The 18,309-nt window shown below is 45.0% G+C and carries 13 protein-coding genes; 2 read left to right on the forward strand and 11 right to left on the reverse strand.

Features of this window, described 5'->3' with window-relative positions:
- Positions 1-35 precede the first annotated feature (35 nt).
- The 7 genes from ACIPK1_RS02550 to xylB all read right to left on the reverse strand — a co-directional run bounded on the left by ACIPK1_RS02550 (position 36) and on the right by xylB (position 10,779).
- Entirely contained in the window at positions 36-1,499 is a 1,464-nt protein-coding gene (locus ACIPK1_RS02550; protein ID WP_301388205.1) for a glycoside hydrolase family 43 protein, read from the reverse strand.
- Entirely contained in the window at positions 1,500-3,770 is a 2,271-nt protein-coding gene (gene yicI / locus ACIPK1_RS02555) for an alpha-xylosidase (protein ID WP_016612766.1), read from the reverse strand. It lies immediately after the preceding gene.
- Complete coding sequence (locus ACIPK1_RS02560; RefSeq protein WP_400449860.1) at positions 3,767-4,666, reverse strand: ROK family protein; 900 nt, start codon at positions 4,664-4,666, stop codon at positions 3,767-3,769. The genes yicI and ACIPK1_RS02560 overlap by 4 nt, the downstream gene beginning before the upstream one ends.
- Positions 4,667-4,803: 137 nt before the next feature.
- Complete coding sequence (locus tag ACIPK1_RS02565) at positions 4,804-6,213, reverse strand: response regulator (protein ID WP_301388201.1); 1,410 nt, start codon at positions 6,211-6,213, stop codon at positions 4,804-4,806.
- Positions 6,214-6,249: 36 nt separating this feature from the next.
- Positions 6,250-7,716, reverse strand: a complete 1,467-nt coding sequence (locus ACIPK1_RS02570) for a glycoside hydrolase family 1 protein (RefSeq protein WP_008380598.1) — start codon at positions 7,714-7,716, stop codon at positions 6,250-6,252.
- 141 nt (positions 7,717-7,857) lie between these two features.
- Positions 7,858-9,165 (reverse strand): xylose isomerase, encoded by a 1,308-nt coding sequence (gene xylA, locus ACIPK1_RS02575; protein WP_400449862.1) that lies wholly within the window; start codon positions 9,163-9,165, stop codon positions 7,858-7,860.
- A 117-nt stretch (positions 9,166-9,282) separates the two neighbouring features.
- The gene (gene xylB / locus ACIPK1_RS02580) at positions 9,283-10,779 is read right to left on the reverse strand and encodes a xylulokinase (RefSeq protein WP_400449864.1); all 1,497 of its coding nucleotides are present in this window, start codon (positions 10,777-10,779) and stop codon (positions 9,283-9,285) included.
- A gap of 250 nt (positions 10,780-11,029) precedes the next feature.
- On the opposite strand from xylB, the gene ACIPK1_RS02585 reads away from it, so the two are divergent.
- Positions 11,030-12,208 carry an ROK family transcriptional regulator gene (locus tag ACIPK1_RS02585; RefSeq protein WP_005234059.1) on the forward strand — a complete coding sequence of 393 codons (1,179 nt, stop codon included), beginning with the start codon at positions 11,030-11,032 and terminating at the stop codon, positions 12,206-12,208.
- Between the two features lie 55 nt (positions 12,209-12,263).
- On the opposite strand, the gene ACIPK1_RS02590 is transcribed toward ACIPK1_RS02585, so the two are convergent.
- The 4 genes from ACIPK1_RS02590 to ACIPK1_RS02605 form a co-directional block, all read right to left on the reverse strand.
- Positions 12,264-13,097 (reverse strand): carbohydrate ABC transporter permease, encoded by an 834-nt coding sequence (locus ACIPK1_RS02590; RefSeq protein ID WP_196043967.1) that lies wholly within the window; start codon positions 13,095-13,097, stop codon positions 12,264-12,266.
- A complete protein-coding gene (locus tag ACIPK1_RS02595; protein WP_015510298.1) occupies positions 13,098-14,009 on the reverse strand; it encodes a carbohydrate ABC transporter permease in 912 nt (303 codons plus the stop codon).
- A 129-nt stretch (positions 14,010-14,138) separates the two neighbouring features.
- Positions 14,139-15,464, reverse strand: coding sequence for an ABC transporter substrate-binding protein (locus ACIPK1_RS02600; RefSeq protein ID WP_087664632.1), 1,326 nt, complete (start codon positions 15,462-15,464; stop codon positions 14,139-14,141).
- Positions 15,461-17,077 (reverse strand): glycoside hydrolase family 43 protein, encoded by a 1,617-nt coding sequence (locus ACIPK1_RS02605; protein WP_087664631.1) that lies wholly within the window; start codon positions 17,075-17,077, stop codon positions 15,461-15,463. Before ACIPK1_RS02605 ends, ACIPK1_RS02600 begins: the two co-directional genes overlap by 4 nt.
- A gap of 265 nt (positions 17,078-17,342) precedes the next feature.
- Here ACIPK1_RS02605 and ACIPK1_RS02610 point away from each other — a divergent pair, with 265 nt between their 5' ends.
- On the forward strand, positions 17,343-18,134 hold the full coding sequence (locus ACIPK1_RS02610) for a helix-turn-helix domain-containing protein (protein ID WP_400449867.1): 792 nt from the start codon (positions 17,343-17,345) through the stop codon (positions 18,132-18,134).
- Positions 18,135-18,309 lie beyond the last annotated feature (175 nt).

Raw genomic sequence — 18,309 nt, forward strand, 5'->3', positions numbered from 1 at the left:
CCTGTTTCAGAAATCGAAAGGGGGCTTTTGATTGATTAGAAATCCCGCACACGAACGGTTTGTTGTGGTGAAGAAGCACTGGCGTAACAGCCCACCATGATCCCAGTAAAGACACCACCGACTTCAGTGGTCAGATATTTTGTTTCTCCACTGCCTAAAAGCTGTGCTTGTCCTTGTTCATCAAGAACAGAAAAACGATAGGTTTCTTTATCGGCGCTCAGCTGCAAGGTGACCATATCTGCTGCATAAGGCAGTTTCTTTTCCACTTTCCATAAGGAACCGATTTGTCGGCGGAAAACTAGCTGCTGACTGGACGCCGTTTTTTCTAGGTATCCCTCATAGTGATGGGTGGCATTTAAGAAAACCGTCACTCCTGCTTGCCCATCCGTTAGTTGCCGACAATCAAAGGTTGCCTGAAATTGTTGCTCAAAGGCGGTTTGCCGTTGGAACACAGCGGCGAGTTTGCCTTGATCAGATAGACCCGTCTGATTAGGATGCAGCAAGAAGCCATGCGGCTCTTCTTCAATCAATGTCGGGGCCCATTCGAATAAAGTCACGTAATCAGGCTTGCTGCTCTTCTTTTGTGTTTCCTTTGGTGCCGCCGCTGTGTCTACCTGAATGATTTCTGGCAAGTGACCTTCCTCGCCAAACACCGGCCATGGGTTTGACCAGTCCACCGGTAGCAGGCATGTTTCCCGACCTAGCAAATGCCTCAAAGGATAGCTGATGGGGCGTACTGCCAGACAAACTGCCCACCAGTTGCCTTGGGTATCTTGCACGAGGTCCGCATGCCCTGTAGCTTGCAGCGGCAGATTCGTGCTGCGATTGGTCATCACTGGATTGTTGGGGCATGCTTCATAGGGTCCCGTCAAGGAACGACTGCGGGCCATGGTCAGCATATGACCATAGGACGTTCCACCTTCGGAGATCAACAGGTAGTAATAGCCGTCTTTTTTATACAAGTGGGGGCCTTCTGGATCAGCCGATCCGCTGCCTGTCCAAATGTTTTGGCGCGGACCTAATTCTCCAGAAGCCAAATTGATCGTCCGCAGATAGATCTCCTTATGGGTGCCTAAGTAATAGGTCTGCCCATCGTCATCTGCGAAAATCGTCGGATCGATCCCAGGGGTGTCCAGCCAAATCGGGTCAGACCATTCACCGGCGATGTCATCTGTCCAGATCAGAAAGTTGCCTTCTCTTCCTTCGTTTGCCCCAACGTTGGTACAAACGAGGTAAAAGCGGTCCTTGATAAAACGCAAGGTTGGGGCATACAGACCAAAAGCATTGGGATTTTTCGTCGATAACTGCAGCTGCTCAGGTCGCGAAAGTCCATGACCAATCAGCTGCCAGTCTGCCAAGTTTTTACTGTGATAAATTGGTAATCCAGGAAAATATTCAAAAGTACTCGTCACCAGATAAAAGTCTTCACCGACACGGCAAATACTGGGATCTGGATGAAATCCAGGTAAAATTGGATTCGTGATGGTTCGCATCGGCATCTAGAACTCCTTTATCGTGGTTTGGTCAGCCGTCAGCTTATGGCTCGTTTTTCCAGCAGTCGTGTGAATCTGCAAGGATGCTTGCTGGATCCCTGTCAGCTTGACGATCAGTTCTTGATCGACTCTTTCAACAGCCACCTCGCCAATCCACTCACCGTGGTGATCATAGATAGCCGCAGCGGTCTTGTCTTGCGGATCAAAGAGATGGATCGTTGGATGTTCGGCATAGTCATAGACTGCTTTGGTTTGTTCATGGCCTTCGATAATCAGTTGATTTGGTCGGACTAACAGTGGCAAGTGGAAATAATCATAGGTTTCTTGGTACCAACGTCCGCCCTCGTAAGCTTTGCCAGATAAATAGTCGATCCAATGCCCCTTCGTCTTCGGTACGTAAAAGGAGACCGTTCCTTGATCATTAAAAATGGGCGCAACTAAAAGGTGTTCCCCCAGCATGTATTGGCGATCCAAATGATGGGTCATCTCGTCTTCAGGAAACTCTAAGACCATCGCCCGCATCATCGGAATCCCCGTTTGGGCGGTTAGCACCGATTGAGCTTGCAAGTAAGGCATCAAGGACAATTTTAACTTGGTAAAGGCTTTGGCTACCGCCACGGCTTCGTCGTCATAAACCCAAGGCACTTTGTATTCCCAGCTGCCATGGTAACGGCTATGGGAAGACAGCAGACCAAATTGTGTCCAGCGCTTGTAAAGGTCTGGGGTTGAGCCAGCTTCAAACCCTGAGATATCGTGGCTCCAATACCCAAAGCCGCCTAACCCAAAGGACAGACCTGCCCGCAGTGACTCTGCCATTGATGGATAATCTGAGGTACTGTCGCCACCCCAGTGTACAGGCAAGCGTTGCGAACCAACCGAAGCTGCCCGCGCAAAAACGATGGCTTCTTCTGCTCCCTTGACTTCTTTCAGCAAGTCAAAGACGACTTTATTGTATAGGTAGGCGTAATAATTGTGCATTTTTTCTGGATCAGAGCCGTCATAGTACACCGCATCGGTGGGAATCCGTTCACCAAAATCCGTTTTGAAGCAATCCACACCCATGTCTAATAAGGCACGCAGCTTGCTATTGTACCAAGCGACCGCTTCAGGGTTGGTGAAGTCGACGATCGCCAAACCTGCTTGCCATTTGTCCCATTGCCAGACATCTCCATTGGCGCGTTTCAAAAAGTAGCCATTGGCCATCCCTTCGTCAAACAAGGGTGATTTTTGCCCAATGTAAGGATTGATCCAGACACAGATTTTCAATCCTTTGGCTTTCAAGCGCTGCAGCATTTTTTCCGGTTCTGGGAAAGTTCGTTCGTCCCACGTGAAGTTGCACCACTCGTATTCCTTCATCCATAAGCAGTCAAAATGAAAGACCTCAAGGGGAATCTCACGTTCTGCCATACCGTCTACAAAAGATGTTACGGTTTGTTCATCATAATCCGTCAAGAACGAGGTACTTAGCCACAACCCAAAGGACCACGCAGGTGGCAGCGACGGTTTCCCCGTCAAATCAGTGTAGCGCTGGATCACTTGTTTTAACTCATCACCGGCGATCACAAAGTACTGCAGCGTTTGTCCTGGATTGCTGAATTGAACACGAGAAACTTTTTCACTCCCCACTTCAAATTGCACCCGGTCGGGTGAATTGACAAAGACGCCATACCCTTTATTACTTACATAAAACGGAATATTTTTGTAAGCTTGCTCCGTACCAGTGCCCCCGTCGGCATTCCAAATATCAACACTTTGGCCATTTTTCACGAAATTAGTAAAGCGTTCCCCTAAACCATAGATCGTTTCTCCCACATCCAGGGTCAACTGTTCGCTGATATGGGTATTTGCTTGCGGATCAATCACTAAGGCTTTGCTGCGAGGTTTGCTTTGGGTAATCAGCTGTTCTTTGTAATAAAACGAAGCTGTCACATTTTCCTCTTTGCTGATCACGACTTGCAAGTCTCCCGAGCGAAAAACATATGATTGCTCATCCTCTGAAATATCAGGAGTGATCTCTTCTGTCATCAATTCAAAGTTGGGGGCTTTGGCTTGGACCCCTTTATAATTGTAGAGGGTGATCCCAATGATATTGGTTCTAGGGGTAGTGACTTCCATCGTTAACAATCCGCCATCCAGCGTTGCCCCTTTATGTCCGACATAGCTATAAGGCAGATATAAAACCAATTTGTTTTCTTCTTTACGGGCATCGTAGACATGCACCGCAAATTTCACATCAAATCCTTCACGAAATAACCAACCGCCATCTGAAAATTTCATTTTTTTCCTCCTTGTTGGATCAATGTCAACGCCCCTAACAGACCAGAATCATTATAGTAACGACAAGTCTCGATCGGCACTTGGAAATCTGGCCAATGGGGGTTCTCATTGATTGCTTGTTTGATTATAGCTAATAGATCAGGGTGTTGGCTGATGCCGCCGCCGATCAGTATTTTTTCGGGATTCATCGTGACAGCTAGGTTGTAAATCGCAAGTGCGACATAACGTGCCCACTGTTTCAGAATCTCCTGCGTTTCAGAATCACTCGACCGCTGCTGCATGATGGTTTCGCCTAAAATCTCCTCTGATTCAGGAATCGCTTTTGCTCGTCGATAGGCAGCAATCAGCCCTCTCGTTGAAGCTAGGTCATGGAGGGTCGCAAAAGAAGATGCTTGAAAATCAGTGATCATCATTCCGAATTCTCCTGCCCGAAACCCATTTCCGTGAATCAACTGGCGCTGATGAACAAGCGCGCCACCAATACCGGTGCCTAATGTGATTATGACAAAATCTTGTACGTCAGCAGCATTGCCGGTAGAAAGTTCTGCTAAAGCAGCACATTTCGCATCATTTTCGATCCAGATCGGATAGGACTTGGTTAAACGCTGCTGTAGCTCTTGTACGACAGCACAGCCGTGTAAAGGAGCCAACGCCCCCGCCATGATCGCTCGGCCATTGACTGAATCAATGAAACCAGGAAAACTCAGCCCGATCCCTTCGATAACATGCGCTTGCTCGACTTCTTGTATTTTGGCAGCTAAGGCAGCAAAAAATTCATCCCGCGTATTACTCGGGGTTTTGATTTTGCCTCGGTCCAGCCATTGATTCTTCTCGGTAAAAACCCCGAATTTGATATAGGTCCCGCCTACATCAAAGCACAGGCGTACATCTGTCATTTCTCCTCCTCCGTTCAAAAAGCGCTTACAGTTTCATCTAAATTATATAAAAGAAAAAAAAGAAAGCCTACCAAGCAATTTAGTCATCGTTACCCTAAAAAATAGATGTCCGTAGAAAATCACGGACATCTTTGTGGTTATTCATTTTTCCGAAACTCATTCGGCGAAACCTGATGGTATTGTTTGAACTTTTTGTAGAAATAATCAACATTGCTGTAGCCTACCAATTCAGCGACTTCGTAGACCATTAGATTGGAATGACGTAAGATTTCCACCGCCTTTTCCATTCGCACTTCATCCAAGAACGCCAAATAATTTTTACCGGTTTCTTTGCGAAACTTCTTGCCTAGATAGGCACTATTGTAATTGAAACGTTCCCCGATTTTTTTCAAGGTCAAATCTTCTTGATAATGCTTTTTCGTGTATTGGATCAATTCCGCAATGATATCGATTTGGTTCAAACTGCTGGCGACTGTTGCTTGCAAGTCTGCTAGTTTTGCGGTGATCACCTCTTGTAGCATCGGAAACGTTTGGGCGAGAAAAATCTGCTGATGCACTTCGTCTGTCGACCATTCGATCGCTAATGCTACTTTTTCACTGATTTGATGCTGCAGCCATTCGATGTCGCCATTGATTTGCCATTTGATCTCTTCTTCCAATGCCAATGAATGATAAAAGGTTTGATAATAGCGGGATAACGGCTGTTCCAATGGATCGTTTGCCAAAATCGCTTTTACTAATTCTTCACGCAAATCGCTTCGTTCTTCTGCTTCTTGGGTCGTATCCAAAACATGGTGAGAAATGACTTGATTGGGAAATAAGAAAATCAATTTACTCAATGTCTGGATGTCGATCATCAATGGCTTCAAGTTCTCTTGCGCCGCAAACCAGCGGGAGATCAAGATTTCTTGATGAGCCATTTTTTTGCGGCACCACGTATCGATCGCCTCGTCGGGAAAGCGTTCCTCGTTTAACAAAACCAAATACCGATGATGCCGATGGATCAAGGTGATGACTTGCGCCACTTGCTCCTGCAATTTCTCAACCAGCTTTTGGGCATCTGCCTCCTCGGGAAGTCGCAATAGCTTGATGGCTTGTGCGTCTTTGATCCCCGTTTGATCCCCGCCAAACAATTTCTCCATCAACTGACTCTTCTGATTTTTCTGCTGATCGGTCTTGGCTTTTTGATCGATTTTCGTCAAAATACCGATCAGCTCTTCTTCATCAACTGGTTTCAGCAAATAGGTCACAGCGCCCAGTTGCAACGCTTGCTTGGCATAGTCAAAATCTGAGTAGCCGGACAAAATAATGGCAAAAAACAAAAGACCTTCCTCCGATGCTGCTTGCACCATCTCAAGACCATTTTTTCCCGGCATACGGATATCAGCGATCACAACGTCTGGCTTCAATTCGCGGATCATTGCCAAGCCAGCTTCGCCGTTTTCCGCCGACCCGACGATTTGATACCCCAGACGTTCCCAATCGATGATCAGAGGCAGTCCATTTCGGATCGATGCTTCATCATCAACGATCAACACTTTACGCATTTTCCAACCTCCATTTTCAGCTACTCCTTCGTTACATCATGTTTCACTTGTCAAACTTGCCCCATTGGTGCGAATCACCTCTTGATACCAATAAAAACTATCCTTCGGGATGCGCGCCAACTGACGTTCGTTTTGATTGTCGCGATCGACATAAACAAACCCATAGCGTTTTTGGTATCCATTCAACCAACTTAGTAGATCTGTAAAGGACCAAGCACAATAGCCGATCAGCTCAACCCCATCCGTGATAGCCTTTTGCAGTTCCACCAGATGTTCCTGCAAATAGGTAATGCGGTATGGATCATGGATCTGTTTGTCTTCTGTCAATTGATCGATGGCGCCTAACCCATTTTCAGTAATAAAAATCGGCAAGTCATAATTGGCTTGGATACGTCGCAAGGCTACACGGAAACCAACGGGATCGATCTCCCAGCCCCAATCTGTTTTTTTCAAGTGGGGATTTTCCGCCGTCGCAAACATGGTTTCTTCTGGTGAGAACTCGCCAGCTGCCGCTTGCATCAAATACGGATCGACTTTAGAAAATTCTTTCTTTTCAGCTGACTGCTTTTGCAAATTGTTTTGTTGGGCCGTTCCACCGTGATAGTAATTGATCCCTAAGAAGTCAGGTTTTGCCTGTTTTAATAGTGCTTGATCTTCTGGAGTGACTTCAGGAGCCAGACCGACTTTGGCTAATTGCTTGTAGACAAATTTCGGGTATTCGCCTTTGCAATAGACATCTAAAAACCACGCGTTGTTGAAGGCTTCGCCATTTTCTGCAGCCAGCACATCTTCTGGGTCACAGCTAAACGGATACATCGGACCATAGCCAAAACTTGGACCAATCTTGCCCTGTGGAACCAGCTCATGGAACAAATTAATTGCCTTTGCATTGGCAAGGTTGATGATATGATTGGCTGCATACATCCGTTTTAAGTCCTTCAAGCCCGGTGGATGTGCCGCCCAACGGTACCCAAGAGAAGTGAAGACATTTTGTTCATTCATGGTGACCCAATAGGTGACTTTCTTTCCTAAGCGTTCAAAAAGGATTCGGCAATACCGTTCAAATGCCGCTGCTGTTTCTCGTCCCTCCCATCCTTGGTATTTGTCTTGCAAAGCCTGAGGAAGATCCCAATGATACAGCGTCAAAATCGGTTCTACTCCTTGCCGAAGCAATTCGTCCACCAGCTTTTCGTAAAACGCCACACCAGCTTCATTGACCGCACCTTCGCCATCAGGCACGATTCGCGACCACGCCACGCTGAAGCGATAGGCTTTCAAGCCCATTTGCTTCATCAAGGCAACATCTTCTTTGTATCGATGGTAGTGATCGATCGCCACTTTGCCGTTGGTTTCCTCAAAGGTATTGCCGGGAATTTGGGCATAGGTATCCCAAATCGACGGACCTTTGCCGTCTTCTGCCCATGCACCTTCAATTTGATAGGCCGCCGAAGCCGCCCCCCATAAGAAGTTTTCTGGGAAAGGATCTAAGTTTGTGTGAAACATCAAGTTGCCTCCTTCAATTCCTAAACCGAGTTAAATCGGTTACATTTTATCGTATCATAATTTGGTTGATTCGTAACAATTGCCAAAAGATATTTTTTAGGTGAAAAAACTGTCGCTCCTCAGAACGACAGTCGTTTCTTATTAAAACAGGTAATCATTCAAACGCGATTTCACATATTCAATGTGGCTGGATTCTAATTCGATTTGATCATGCGCCAATGCGTAATCTGTCAGTGTTTCTAAGTTTTCCTCATCAGCAACGATCTTCGCTCCGATGCCTTCTTGGAACGAGGCGTACCGTTTTTCCTTCAACTCGTCTAAGAAGCGGTCTTCTTTCAGTTTCGCTGCTGCTTTCAACGCTCGGGCATATGTATCCATACCAGCGATGTGGGCTAACAGCAGATCTTCCATTTCAAATGACGAACGACGGACTTTAGAATCGAAGTTGATTCCTCCCGGTGCGATGCCGCCGTTTTCTAAGACTTCGTATAAAGCGAGTGTCGAGTCAAAAACGTTGGTTGGAAATTCATCCGTATCCCATCCTAACAGCATATCTCCTTGGTTGGCATCCAGTGAGCCTAATGCGTTATAGCTACGGGCAACGGCGATTTCATGTTCAAAGGTATGGCCAGCTAATGTTGCATGATTGGCTTCTAGGTTTAATTTGAAATCTCCTTCTAAGCCGTAGTGCTGAATGAAGGCCATCGTTGTCGCTGCATCAAAATCATATTGGTGCTTCGATGGTTCTTTTGGTTTCGGCTCTAATAAGAACTGCGGTTTATGACCGATTTTTTCGCCATAAGCGATCGCCATTTTGAATAGACGGGCGATGTTGTCTTGTTCAAATTTCATGTCTGTATTCAACAAGGTTTCATAGCCTTCACGGCCGCCCCAGAAGACATAGTTTTCACCGCCTAATTTTTTCGAGATATCTAAGCCTTTTTTAACTTGGGCTGCTGCATACGCGTAAACTTCCGCATTATTGGTGGAAGCAGCGCCGTTATTGAAACGAGGATGTGAGAACATATTTGCTGTATTCCATAATAGTTTGATCCCCGTTTGTTCCATTTTTTCTTTGATCAAATCGGTGATTTCGTCTAAGTTTTGGAAAAATTCTTCTAACGTTTCTCCCGCAGGTGCCACGTCAACATCATGGAAACAGAAGAATTCTGCTCCTAGTTTTTCACAAATCTCGAAGAAGGCTTCTACTCGATTTTTCGCTGTTTCCATTTCGGTGTCACCGATCCACGTCCGTTTGTTGACGGGTGCGCCGAAAGGATCAGAGCCGTCTTGCGTCATCGTATGCCAATAGGCGATTGCAAAACGTAGATGATCTTTCATTTTCTTGCCTAAAACAACTTCATCGGCATCGTAGTGGCGAAATGCAAACATATTGTCTGTTTTAGGACCTTCGTAGCGGATTTTTTCGATTTCTGGGAAATAAGTCATTGTTGTTGCCTCCATTTTATGTTTTTTAGTGTAATAAACTAACTTACTTGGTTCCAATCATTTAGAACCAAAAACGATTCCTCGCTTTAATCAAGCAGATTTTCTGCTGCCATTATGCTATTCGATTTGCGCCAACGCATGGCAGATAGGCGCGGTTTGCTGGTAGACGGTCCGGTAGATCGCATAGATTTCTTGGTATTTGGCGACATTTTCAGGAATCGGTGCAATGGCCTTGCTGTATTTGACAAAGGCGTTAACACAAGCGGCCGCATCTGGATAAATGCCGCTGCCGATTGCTGCCAGCATTGCTGCGCCCATACCTGGACCTTGTTCAGTAGATAAAGTCAGCATTTCTGCATTAAAAATATCGGCTTGCATTTGCAGCCATTCGGCATTTTTCGCACCGCCCCCCACAGAAACGATCTGGGTGAATTTCCGCTGTGCTCGTTCTTCCATGATCATTTGGGAATCTTTCAGAGAGAAGGTGATCCCTTCTAAGACGGCACGACTGAAATGCTTTTCGCGATGCCGTGTGTCAATGCCAATAAAACTTCCCCTGATTTGGCTGTCGGTATGTGGTGTGCGTTCGCCCACGATATAAGGCGTAAACAGCAGGCCTTCTGCCCCCGGTTTTACCTCACTGATTGCTGAAAGCAATTCCTGAAACGATTGGTTTTGGGCAAACGTATCACGATACCAGCTTAAGGAATTTCCAGCGGCTAACGTGACCCCCATTGAATACAACTTGTCTTTGATCGCATGACGGAAAAGGTGTAGATCGCCTTGATAATCAACCTCTTGCGCTTCTTCAAAGGATAAGAACACACCGCTAGTGCCAATCGACACCATGCCGACACCTTCGGCGATGATCCCTGAACCTAATGCAGCACAGGCATTGTCTGCGCCACCTGCATAGATCGTCACCTCTTGTTCAAAGCCAAAGGCTTCTTGCAGTTCTTTTCGCATTTTCCCTACAGGCGCTGCTGATTCAAAAAGCGGCGGCAGTAAATCCGATGCGATTGCGAATTTTTCTAGAATGGCTTCAGACCAGCACTTCTTTTCGATATCCAGCAGTAACGTACCCGCCGCATCAGAATAATCCATCGAATAGTTACCAGTCAGCCAAAAAGCCAAGTAGTCTTTTGGCAACATCATGTGACGAACTTGTTGCCAATGTTCAGGCTCGTGTTCTTGGACCCATAAAATTTTGGGTAAGGTGAACCCTTCCAAAGCAATATTCTTGGTGATTGCTTTTATTTCCTCTCCAAAGGATGCCATGATCGCTTGACATTGTTTGGTGGTTCGAACGTCATTCCATAATATTGCCGGACGAATGACTCGGTTTTCTTCATCCAATAAAACAAGACTATGCATTTGCCCGGAAAAGCTGATGCCGATCAATTCTTTCTGCAACGTTGGAAGCTGCTGGATCAAGGTTTTGATTACCTTATCTGCCGCCTCTTGCCAATGCACAGGCTCTTGCTCACTGAACCCCGGTCTAGGGGATGACAATGGATAGTCAACACTTGCTGTTTCTTGGAGTTCCCCGGTTTGATCAAAAACTAAGCCTTTTAACGCACTTGTTCCTAGATCCAACCCTAAAAAATAAGCCATCTCTTCTCTCCTTCCTCTGTTTGAAGCAGTTAACCATTGCCTCTCAATCGGTTAATTAGCATTCAAAACTAACTAATTGGATAGTAAACGATTCTCGTATTTCTGTCAAGCGCTTTCAACGATTCTTTCTTTGATTTTCGTTCTCAAACTGCTGCTCCTACATTCTTCCTCTTTTCTTTATTCTTCAGCTTGCACAATATTAATTTGCACGGTAAACTAACACTAATCACATCTATGAAGAGGAGAACACATGATTATCAATAAAATGGGCATACGCGAACAAAATGAAGCGGCTGTATTGAAGACGATCATTGACAATGAAAATGTGTCACGAGCGGAAGTATCAAATTTGACCCATCTCAATAAAGCGTCTGTTTCTCAAATAACCAAAAAACTGATCGACACGGACTTCGTTCGCGAAGTCGGCATTGGGGATTCCACTTCGATCGGTGGTCGCAAACCGATTCAATTGCAATTCAATCACCGCAGCAGCTTAGCTGTTACCTTTGACATCGGCTATAACTATGTTCGTGGAATGCTTTCTTATATCAATGGCGAGATGATCGCCTCCGCCGATCATTCCCATGAATTGATCACCAAAGAAAATGTACTGGCGACGATCGATTCCATGATGAAAGAATTTTGGCCGCAAATGCCGCAAACCACTCATGGATTAGTAGGAATCTGTTTGGCGATCCACGGCATCGTTCACAATCAGACGATCACCTTTGCCCCCTACTACGACTTGGAACACTTTGATTTGATCGCCCCTTTGAGCCAAAAATACAATACGGCGGTCTATATAGAGAACGAAGCCAATCTGACGGCTTTAGGCGAGTACTGTTTTTCTTCTGATTCCACGAATTTACTGAGCGTCAGCGTCCATAGCGGGATCGGTGTCGGAATCATCGTTGATGGGCAGCTGCAAACCGGTACTCACGGCATGGCGGGGGAAGTTGGCCATTCTACGCTCTTTCCTCACGGCAACTTGTGTCCTTGCGGCAATCGAGGTTGCTTAGAGCAATATGCCTCGAACAAAGTCTTGTTTGATACCTATAGCCACTATACAAAAACTGCGTTCGTTAATTCGGATACCTTCGCACAAGCCTACCATGCCGGAGAAAAATCAGCAGTCGAATTGGCGCAACAAAATGTTGAGTTTCTTAGTATTGGGCTGAATAATGTCATCACTTTTTCTGATCCCGAAGAAGTCTATATCAACAGCTCGATCTATCGCAAAATTCCTGATTTATTGCTGGCGCTGCAGCAAAAATTGACCAGCCAGTTCACCAAAAACACGAAGATCAAAAACAGTCGATTAGGCGATCAAGCCCCGTTATTTGGCGGCAACGTTTTAGTGGCAAAACATTTCTTAAATATCAACGATTTGCGCTTTGCGGCACTTGATCTCTCCCGTGCGATCCGTTAAATGAATGCTGGACTGAAAACTCAGTCCAGCGTTTTCTTTTGGTAAAAGGGTCTCGCTATCCTTTGATTCCGCCAGCCGTCACACCGCCCACGATGTATTTCGATAGAAACAGGTAAATCAGCAGTAAAGGAATAATACTTAATGAGATCCCTAGATACATACTGCCAAATTCAGTACGGTAAACATCAGTTTTCAACAATTGGACCAGCATCGGCAACGTATACTTTTCCGTATCGTTGATCAAGATCAAGGGCATCAAGAAATTATTCCACGAGGTCACGAACGAGAAAATCGCCATGGTAGCTAAGCCCGGTTTCATCAAGGGCAACATGATGCGATGGAAAATTTTGATTTCGCCGGCTCCGTCTAGACGAGCAGAATCTGCCAAATCAGGATGATAGATCGTTTCTAAGTATTGCTTTAAGAAAAAAACGGTCGCGGGTGATGCGATCGCTGGTAAAATCAATGGCAGAAAATTATTTAAGAGCCCTAAGCGATTCATAAATTGATAAAAACCGATCATGCTGATTTGCTGAGGAATCATGATCAGCCCAAGAATGACAGCAAACAGGACTTTCTTGCCACGAAATTCATAGGCGATCACGCCATAAGCCGTCAGCGCCGAAAAATACACATTGAGAACGGTAGCACCAGCAGCAATCAGGAAACTATTTTTAAACCCATTGAAAACATTGAAGCCTCTGCCCATTAAGACGGACCAGTTGTATTGGAGATTACCGCCGGGCCACAAGGACAGCCCTTGCTGGATCTGTTCCGCTGAACGGGTTGCATTGACTAAGACGACCCAAAACGGCAATATACTTAGGATGGTCAGCAATACCAAAAAGACATAGATCAACAATCGTTTTGCTCGATAGTTATTTTCCATTTATTTTCGCCCCACTTTGCTGTTTTCTTTGAAAAATTGAAACAATAACGTGCTTAATACGATTGAAAGTACCAATAATAGTACCGACGCGGTTGCGGCAACGTTGAAATTCCGACTCCCGGTAAAGGCCTGGTTGTAGATGAACATCGTGATCGTTAAGACACTATTGTTGGGATTACCGTTTGTCAGCAAAAAAGGAATGTCGAACATTTGCAAGCCGCCAATCAAGGACGTCACCAATGTATAAAGCAAGATTGGTTTTAACAAAGGCAGCGTGATCTTGCGGAAAATTTGACCATCATTGGCTCCATCGACCATTGCTGATTCAAAAAGAGCATCATCAATGCTCAAAATGCCCGAAACCAAAACGATCGTTGTCTGACCATACCACATCCAAAATTGGATGAAGGAAACGATCAGCCGAGTGCCCGTTTCACTACGGAAAAAGTCATAAGGCTGGTCCAAAACACCGAAATGCTGCAAGACTAGGTTGATCGGACCTAACGGAAAACTGAACAAAACAAAAAATAAGATTGCTACTGAAGCCGCAGTAATGATGTTGGGTAAGTAAAAAGCGACTTTGAAGAAGCCTTTCCCTCGCAAGCGCAGCTTGATATTGGTAAACCATGCCGCCAACAACAAAGCCAAGCCAATTTGAGGGACAAAGTTTACGCCCCACAAAATAAAAGTATTGCTGATCGATTTTAAAAATAACGGGTTGCGAAAAATCGCAAAATAGTTATCCAGTCCGACAAGATTGGCAGCTGGATTCCACCCTTTTAGATCTGTAAAGCTCAGGTAAATCGTATAGAGAATTGGATAAAGCTGAAAAACCAAGAATGCTAGAAAAAATGGTGCGATAAATAATAGCCCATAGCGATGATACTGTTCAAATCTTCTCTTATTCTGCATCGTAATCCCCCTGATATTTTTTTCTTCCACTGTCAACTTCTGCCTGTAAAGACAAGCCATTTAAGCAGCGCCATCGTACCTAGAAAAGGTTGAAACCGACCCCGTCTTCGGTGCCGGTTTCAACAACACCTAATCTACTTGAACATCTGGATAAGCATTGACAACCGCATCTTTAAAGTTTTGGATCGCCGTTTCCTGATCCACTTCACCTTTTGAATATGGTGTCAAACAACTATCCGTAAAGAGGGTTTCAATCGTCTGGTCATACTCGGTCAGAATTTTCGCGTTGATGTCTTGAACCATATCGGCAAATTCTGCATAGTGGTTTTGACCGCCTAAAAATTCCTCTTGGTATTCGCTTTTAATTTCTTCAACGACTCGCTCATTCGATACAAAATCACCGGTATCTTCGGCCCATTGTTTTAAAAATGCTTGATCTGTGGTCAAGTAAGCCACCAATTGCGCCGCTTCTTCTTGCATCTCAGAATTTGCCGTAGCACCGATCCATGTGCCGCCCCAGAACCACGACGACGGTCCTTGGATCATGCGCCAGTCCCCTTCTGTTGAGCTGGAGTTATCGGCAGCTGTCGCATTTGGTTTTAACCAATAGTGCAGTCCCCATGTCGGCAAACTATAACCGAATACATTGTCGCTATTCATTCCAGCAAACCAAGCTTCTGATTGTCCTTCTGTATCTTGTGTCAGGCCTTCTTCTACAAATTTTCGTGATATATCCAACAAATCATACAAACTGTCGTCGATCACTAATTTACCGTCTTCAACCCAGCCATGTTCGCGTTGACCATAAAAAGGCTTCGCCAAATCTTGGACACTAGAGATCATATAGGTGGTTCCACCACTTTTTTCTTTGACTGCTTTGGCTTCCTCATAGAACTTGTCGTAGTCTGACAAGGCCGCTTGCGCAGCCGCTGGATCATCGATCCCTAGCAGCTCTTCTGCCATCGACGCCCGGTAATAAAACCCGCCAGGAGCAGCTTGCCAAGCCAAGGCATGAAGAACCCCGTCTTTTGAAGTTCCTACGTCTTTGACATATTGATACGTATCTGCCGCGGCTTCATCAAGTCCCAGTGAACCAAGGTCTGCCATCATCCCTGATTCCACATATTTTTTGACAAAGGCAGATTCTAAAGCAATCACATCTGGTGCATCTTTGGAACCGAGAATCGGATCGAGCTTGGTCTCGAATTGGTCAGAAGGAATCTCCACGATCCGAATGTCATAGGCCAAATCGTCATGCGCCGGCAAATAGTAATCATTGATCATCGTTGATAATTCTGAAGTAAAGGTCCAAACCACGAGTTCATCCTTGCCACTGCTTCCCGTTGCGCTGTTATCCGAGCCACTGTTTCCTGAACCATTCCCGCAGCCACTAAGCATAAAAGCCGCTAAGCCCGCCACTGACGCTGTTTGTAAGACCCGTTTCCAATTTTTCATCTTTCTTCCTCCTCGATTTTTTGATAGTCAAATGAATCAAAATCAGCCGCCAAACGATTGCCAGTCGTATCGATCGCAAACATCCCCACAAAAGCCCCCGTAAAGAACCCACCGTAATGTTCTGCCACATAGTCGTCAGACAATTGCAAGCTGTCAAATAGCTGATCGATGACCTGCCACTCTTTTTGATCAAAGGAGTACGCGTATTGATAGTGGGCATAATTGACGATCGTTTTGAAGTAGACCGTTTGTACATCGGCTGGTATCACAACTTTTGATACTTTTTGGCTCTTCAGTTGGCCCTTTTCGCTTGCCAATACAGTGATGATTTTTCCTTTCCTCTCATCATGAGTGATGTAGATCGCCGACCAATTTTGTGTATTGTAGTAATTCGTCATGCCTGCCAACTGTAGAAACGAGGTCGGCGAAAATTCGACGGCAGTCGTTGCTTCGAAACGAAAATCGCTCCATCTTCTTGCCACCAGTGCTTGATGGAACAAGGAATTGAACGACTCTCGCCCATACAAGCGCAAATACCCTGGTCGTGCGGTCAAACTACCGATTTCCTCAGAAAAAGGAATCCGCAAGGTTTGAAACATTGGTGCCAACGACGCATCTTCAAAATCATCAAAGCCTGATTCTGTTTCCCACGGATGTTCGGGCAGCTGTGGCTGTGGGACCTCCGCTTTTGGAAAGTTCCCGCCTGTGATATACGGCCAATCATTTTCCCAGTAAACAGACTGGATCGCTGTTTCTCGTCCGAGCGGGCAATAGCCGCGATTTTCTAAGAGGGGTGTTTCTGGATACTTCAGCGCTCGTCCTGTTAAGTGAACAAAATACCATTCATCGGTCTGCGTTTTCACAAATGAACCATGACCGGCTTTTTGTAGCGGGATCTCTGGCTGTCCCCATGAACTAATTAGAGGGTTTTGAGGATGAACTTCATAGGGGCCTTCAATGTGTGTTCCACGAGCGATGGTACTTGCATGTTCAAATTGGGTGCCGCCTTCTGCCGTCAATAAATAATAATAGCCGTTCACTTTATACATGACCGGTGCTTCAGTCAATTTGCGCTCTGTTCCGTTGAAGATAATTTTGGGCTGCCCCACCAATTTCTTGGCTTGCCAATCAAACTCTTGGAGAGCGATCCCATAAAAGGAATGGTTTGTCGGGCGATAATCCCAGACCATGTTCAGAAAATATTTTTTGCCGTCATCGTCATGAAATAAAGAGGGATCGAAACCAGAAGAATTCATATAGATTGGTTCTGACCAATCCCCATCAATGGTTTCACAGGTGATCAAATAATTGTTCACATCTTTCCAGCTATTGGATTGTGTTTTGACATCTGAATAAATCAACCAAAAACGACCATCACTGTAACTTAAGTTTGGCGCCCAAACGCCCCCAGAATCAGGATTTCCCAGCATATTCAACTGACTGACACGATTGACTGGTGTACTGATCAAGCGCCAGTTCTTCAAATCCTTCGAATGGAAGATGCGCACACCTGGAAACCATTCAAAGGTCGACGTAGCAATGTAATAATCTTCTCCTGCACGACAAATACTCGGGTCTGGATGAAAGCCTGTTAGTATCGGATTGGTAATCAAAAAATTTCCTCCTCTTTCCCTTTTTGGCATTTTGTGATTCAACTGAGAGTCAGTAGGAATGAGCTTCTTTCAGTTAGTAAGTTTTCTTTACTAATATACCTAACTAAAAAAAGAAACTTGTTACTGCAGTCCATTTTAAAAATATTCACTAATCATTGTTCTATTTACTTTCTTCAGCTGAACTGTCATAATTATAAAATGAAATCGCTATCATTCACAGGACGATTTCCACACATCGATAGACAAAAAATGGAGGAAAGATTGCGTGACCATTTTAGAAGAATATCATTTTGGCGAATACCTAGGCGTTTCCAGTTACCATCCCTACTCGCTTAATTACATGGAACATTTTCATCGTTCCTTTGAATTGCTTTTTTGTAGTGAAGGCGAAGCGGTTGTCAAAATCGAAGAAAGTCCCTATGTCCTTACAACTGGCCAAGTGTTATTAGTCATGCCTTACCAGACCCATGCCATCGAAACCCCCAAGGAATCACAACTGCATATTCTGGTTTTTTCGCCGGAGTTTATTCCAGATTTTTATGCCAAAACCAAAGATTTCGCTTTGTCAGATCCGGTTATCACCATTGATCCATTTGCCAAGCAGCTCTACTATCCTTTATTTGAAACGGATTCCCTCTATTTACGAAAATCGGCACTGTATCAAGTCCTTTACCTTTTTGAGCACCAAACGACTTTACTACCAGCCAAAAACCAAGAGGATATCCTGATCCAGCTGCTTGCCTATATCGAGTCACACTTCAAAGAAGAGCTGACGCTCGAAAAACTAAGCAGCAGTATCGGTTATAGTAGCGTCTACGTTTCCAGAATGATCACTGAGAAATTGAAAAGCACCTTTCCCCGACTTTTGAATCAAGCAAGAATACGCCATGCCTCTTTTTTGCTGACTCATAGTCTCTTGCCGATTACGGAAGTAGCAGAACAGGCTGGCTTTCAAAATGTGCGAACCTTCAATCGAAATTTCAAAGCTTTGACCTCACTGACTCCGAAAGAATACCGCTTAACACACAATGCTCATTTTTCATTGCTGAAGGAATAGCAAAACAAAAAAGCAGCTTCACTTACCTATAAAGTGAGCTGCTACAATCTTACTCGTTATTCTAGTCAGCCTTTTGCCACGTTCCCAGAAAGTAGTGAAAAACGTTCTAACGCTCCCCTTCTTCATAGAGAAATGAGCAGGAAAAAACCAATTGCCAAAATGAACCTTTGTTGTT

Source organism: Enterococcus sp. NPDC086594 (genome assembly GCF_044746145.1).
Lineage (GTDB): Bacteria > Bacillota > Bacilli > Lactobacillales > Enterococcaceae > Enterococcus_D > Enterococcus_D entomosocium.

Bases quoted from the DNA above. Each gene is read 5' to 3' on its own strand.
- ACIPK1_RS02550 (WP_301388205.1), bottom strand. From the start codon at position 1,499: ATGCCGATGCGAACCATCACGAATCCAATTTTACCTGGATTTCATCCA.
- yicI (WP_016612766.1), bottom strand. From the start codon at position 3,770: ATGAAATTTTCAGATGGCGGTTGGTTATTTCGTGAAGGATTTGATGTG.
- ACIPK1_RS02560 (WP_400449860.1), bottom strand. From the start codon at position 4,666: ATGACAGATGTACGCCTGTGCTTTGATGTAGGCGGGACCTATATCAAA.
- ACIPK1_RS02565 (WP_301388201.1), bottom strand. From the start codon at position 6,213: ATGCGTAAAGTGTTGATCGTTGATGATGAAGCATCGATCCGAAATGGA.
- ACIPK1_RS02570 (WP_008380598.1), bottom strand. From the start codon at position 7,716: ATGTTTCACACAAACTTAGATCCTTTCCCAGAAAACTTCTTATGGGGG.
- xylA (WP_400449862.1), bottom strand. From the start codon at position 9,165: ATGACTTATTTCCCAGAAATCGAAAAAATCCGCTACGAAGGTCCTAAA.
- xylB (WP_400449864.1), bottom strand. From the start codon at position 10,779: ATGGCTTATTTTTTAGGGTTGGATCTAGGAACAAGTGCGTTAAAAGGC.
- ACIPK1_RS02585 (WP_005234059.1), top strand. From the start codon at position 11,030: ATGATTATCAATAAAATGGGCATACGCGAACAAAATGAAGCGGCTGTA.
- ACIPK1_RS02590 (WP_196043967.1), bottom strand. From the start codon at position 13,097: ATGGAAAATAACTATCGAGCAAAACGATTGTTGATCTATGTCTTTTTG.
- ACIPK1_RS02595 (WP_015510298.1), bottom strand. From the start codon at position 14,009: ATGCAGAATAAGAGAAGATTTGAACAGTATCATCGCTATGGGCTATTA.
- ACIPK1_RS02600 (WP_087664632.1), bottom strand. From the start codon at position 15,464: ATGAAAAATTGGAAACGGGTCTTACAAACAGCGTCAGTGGCGGGCTTA.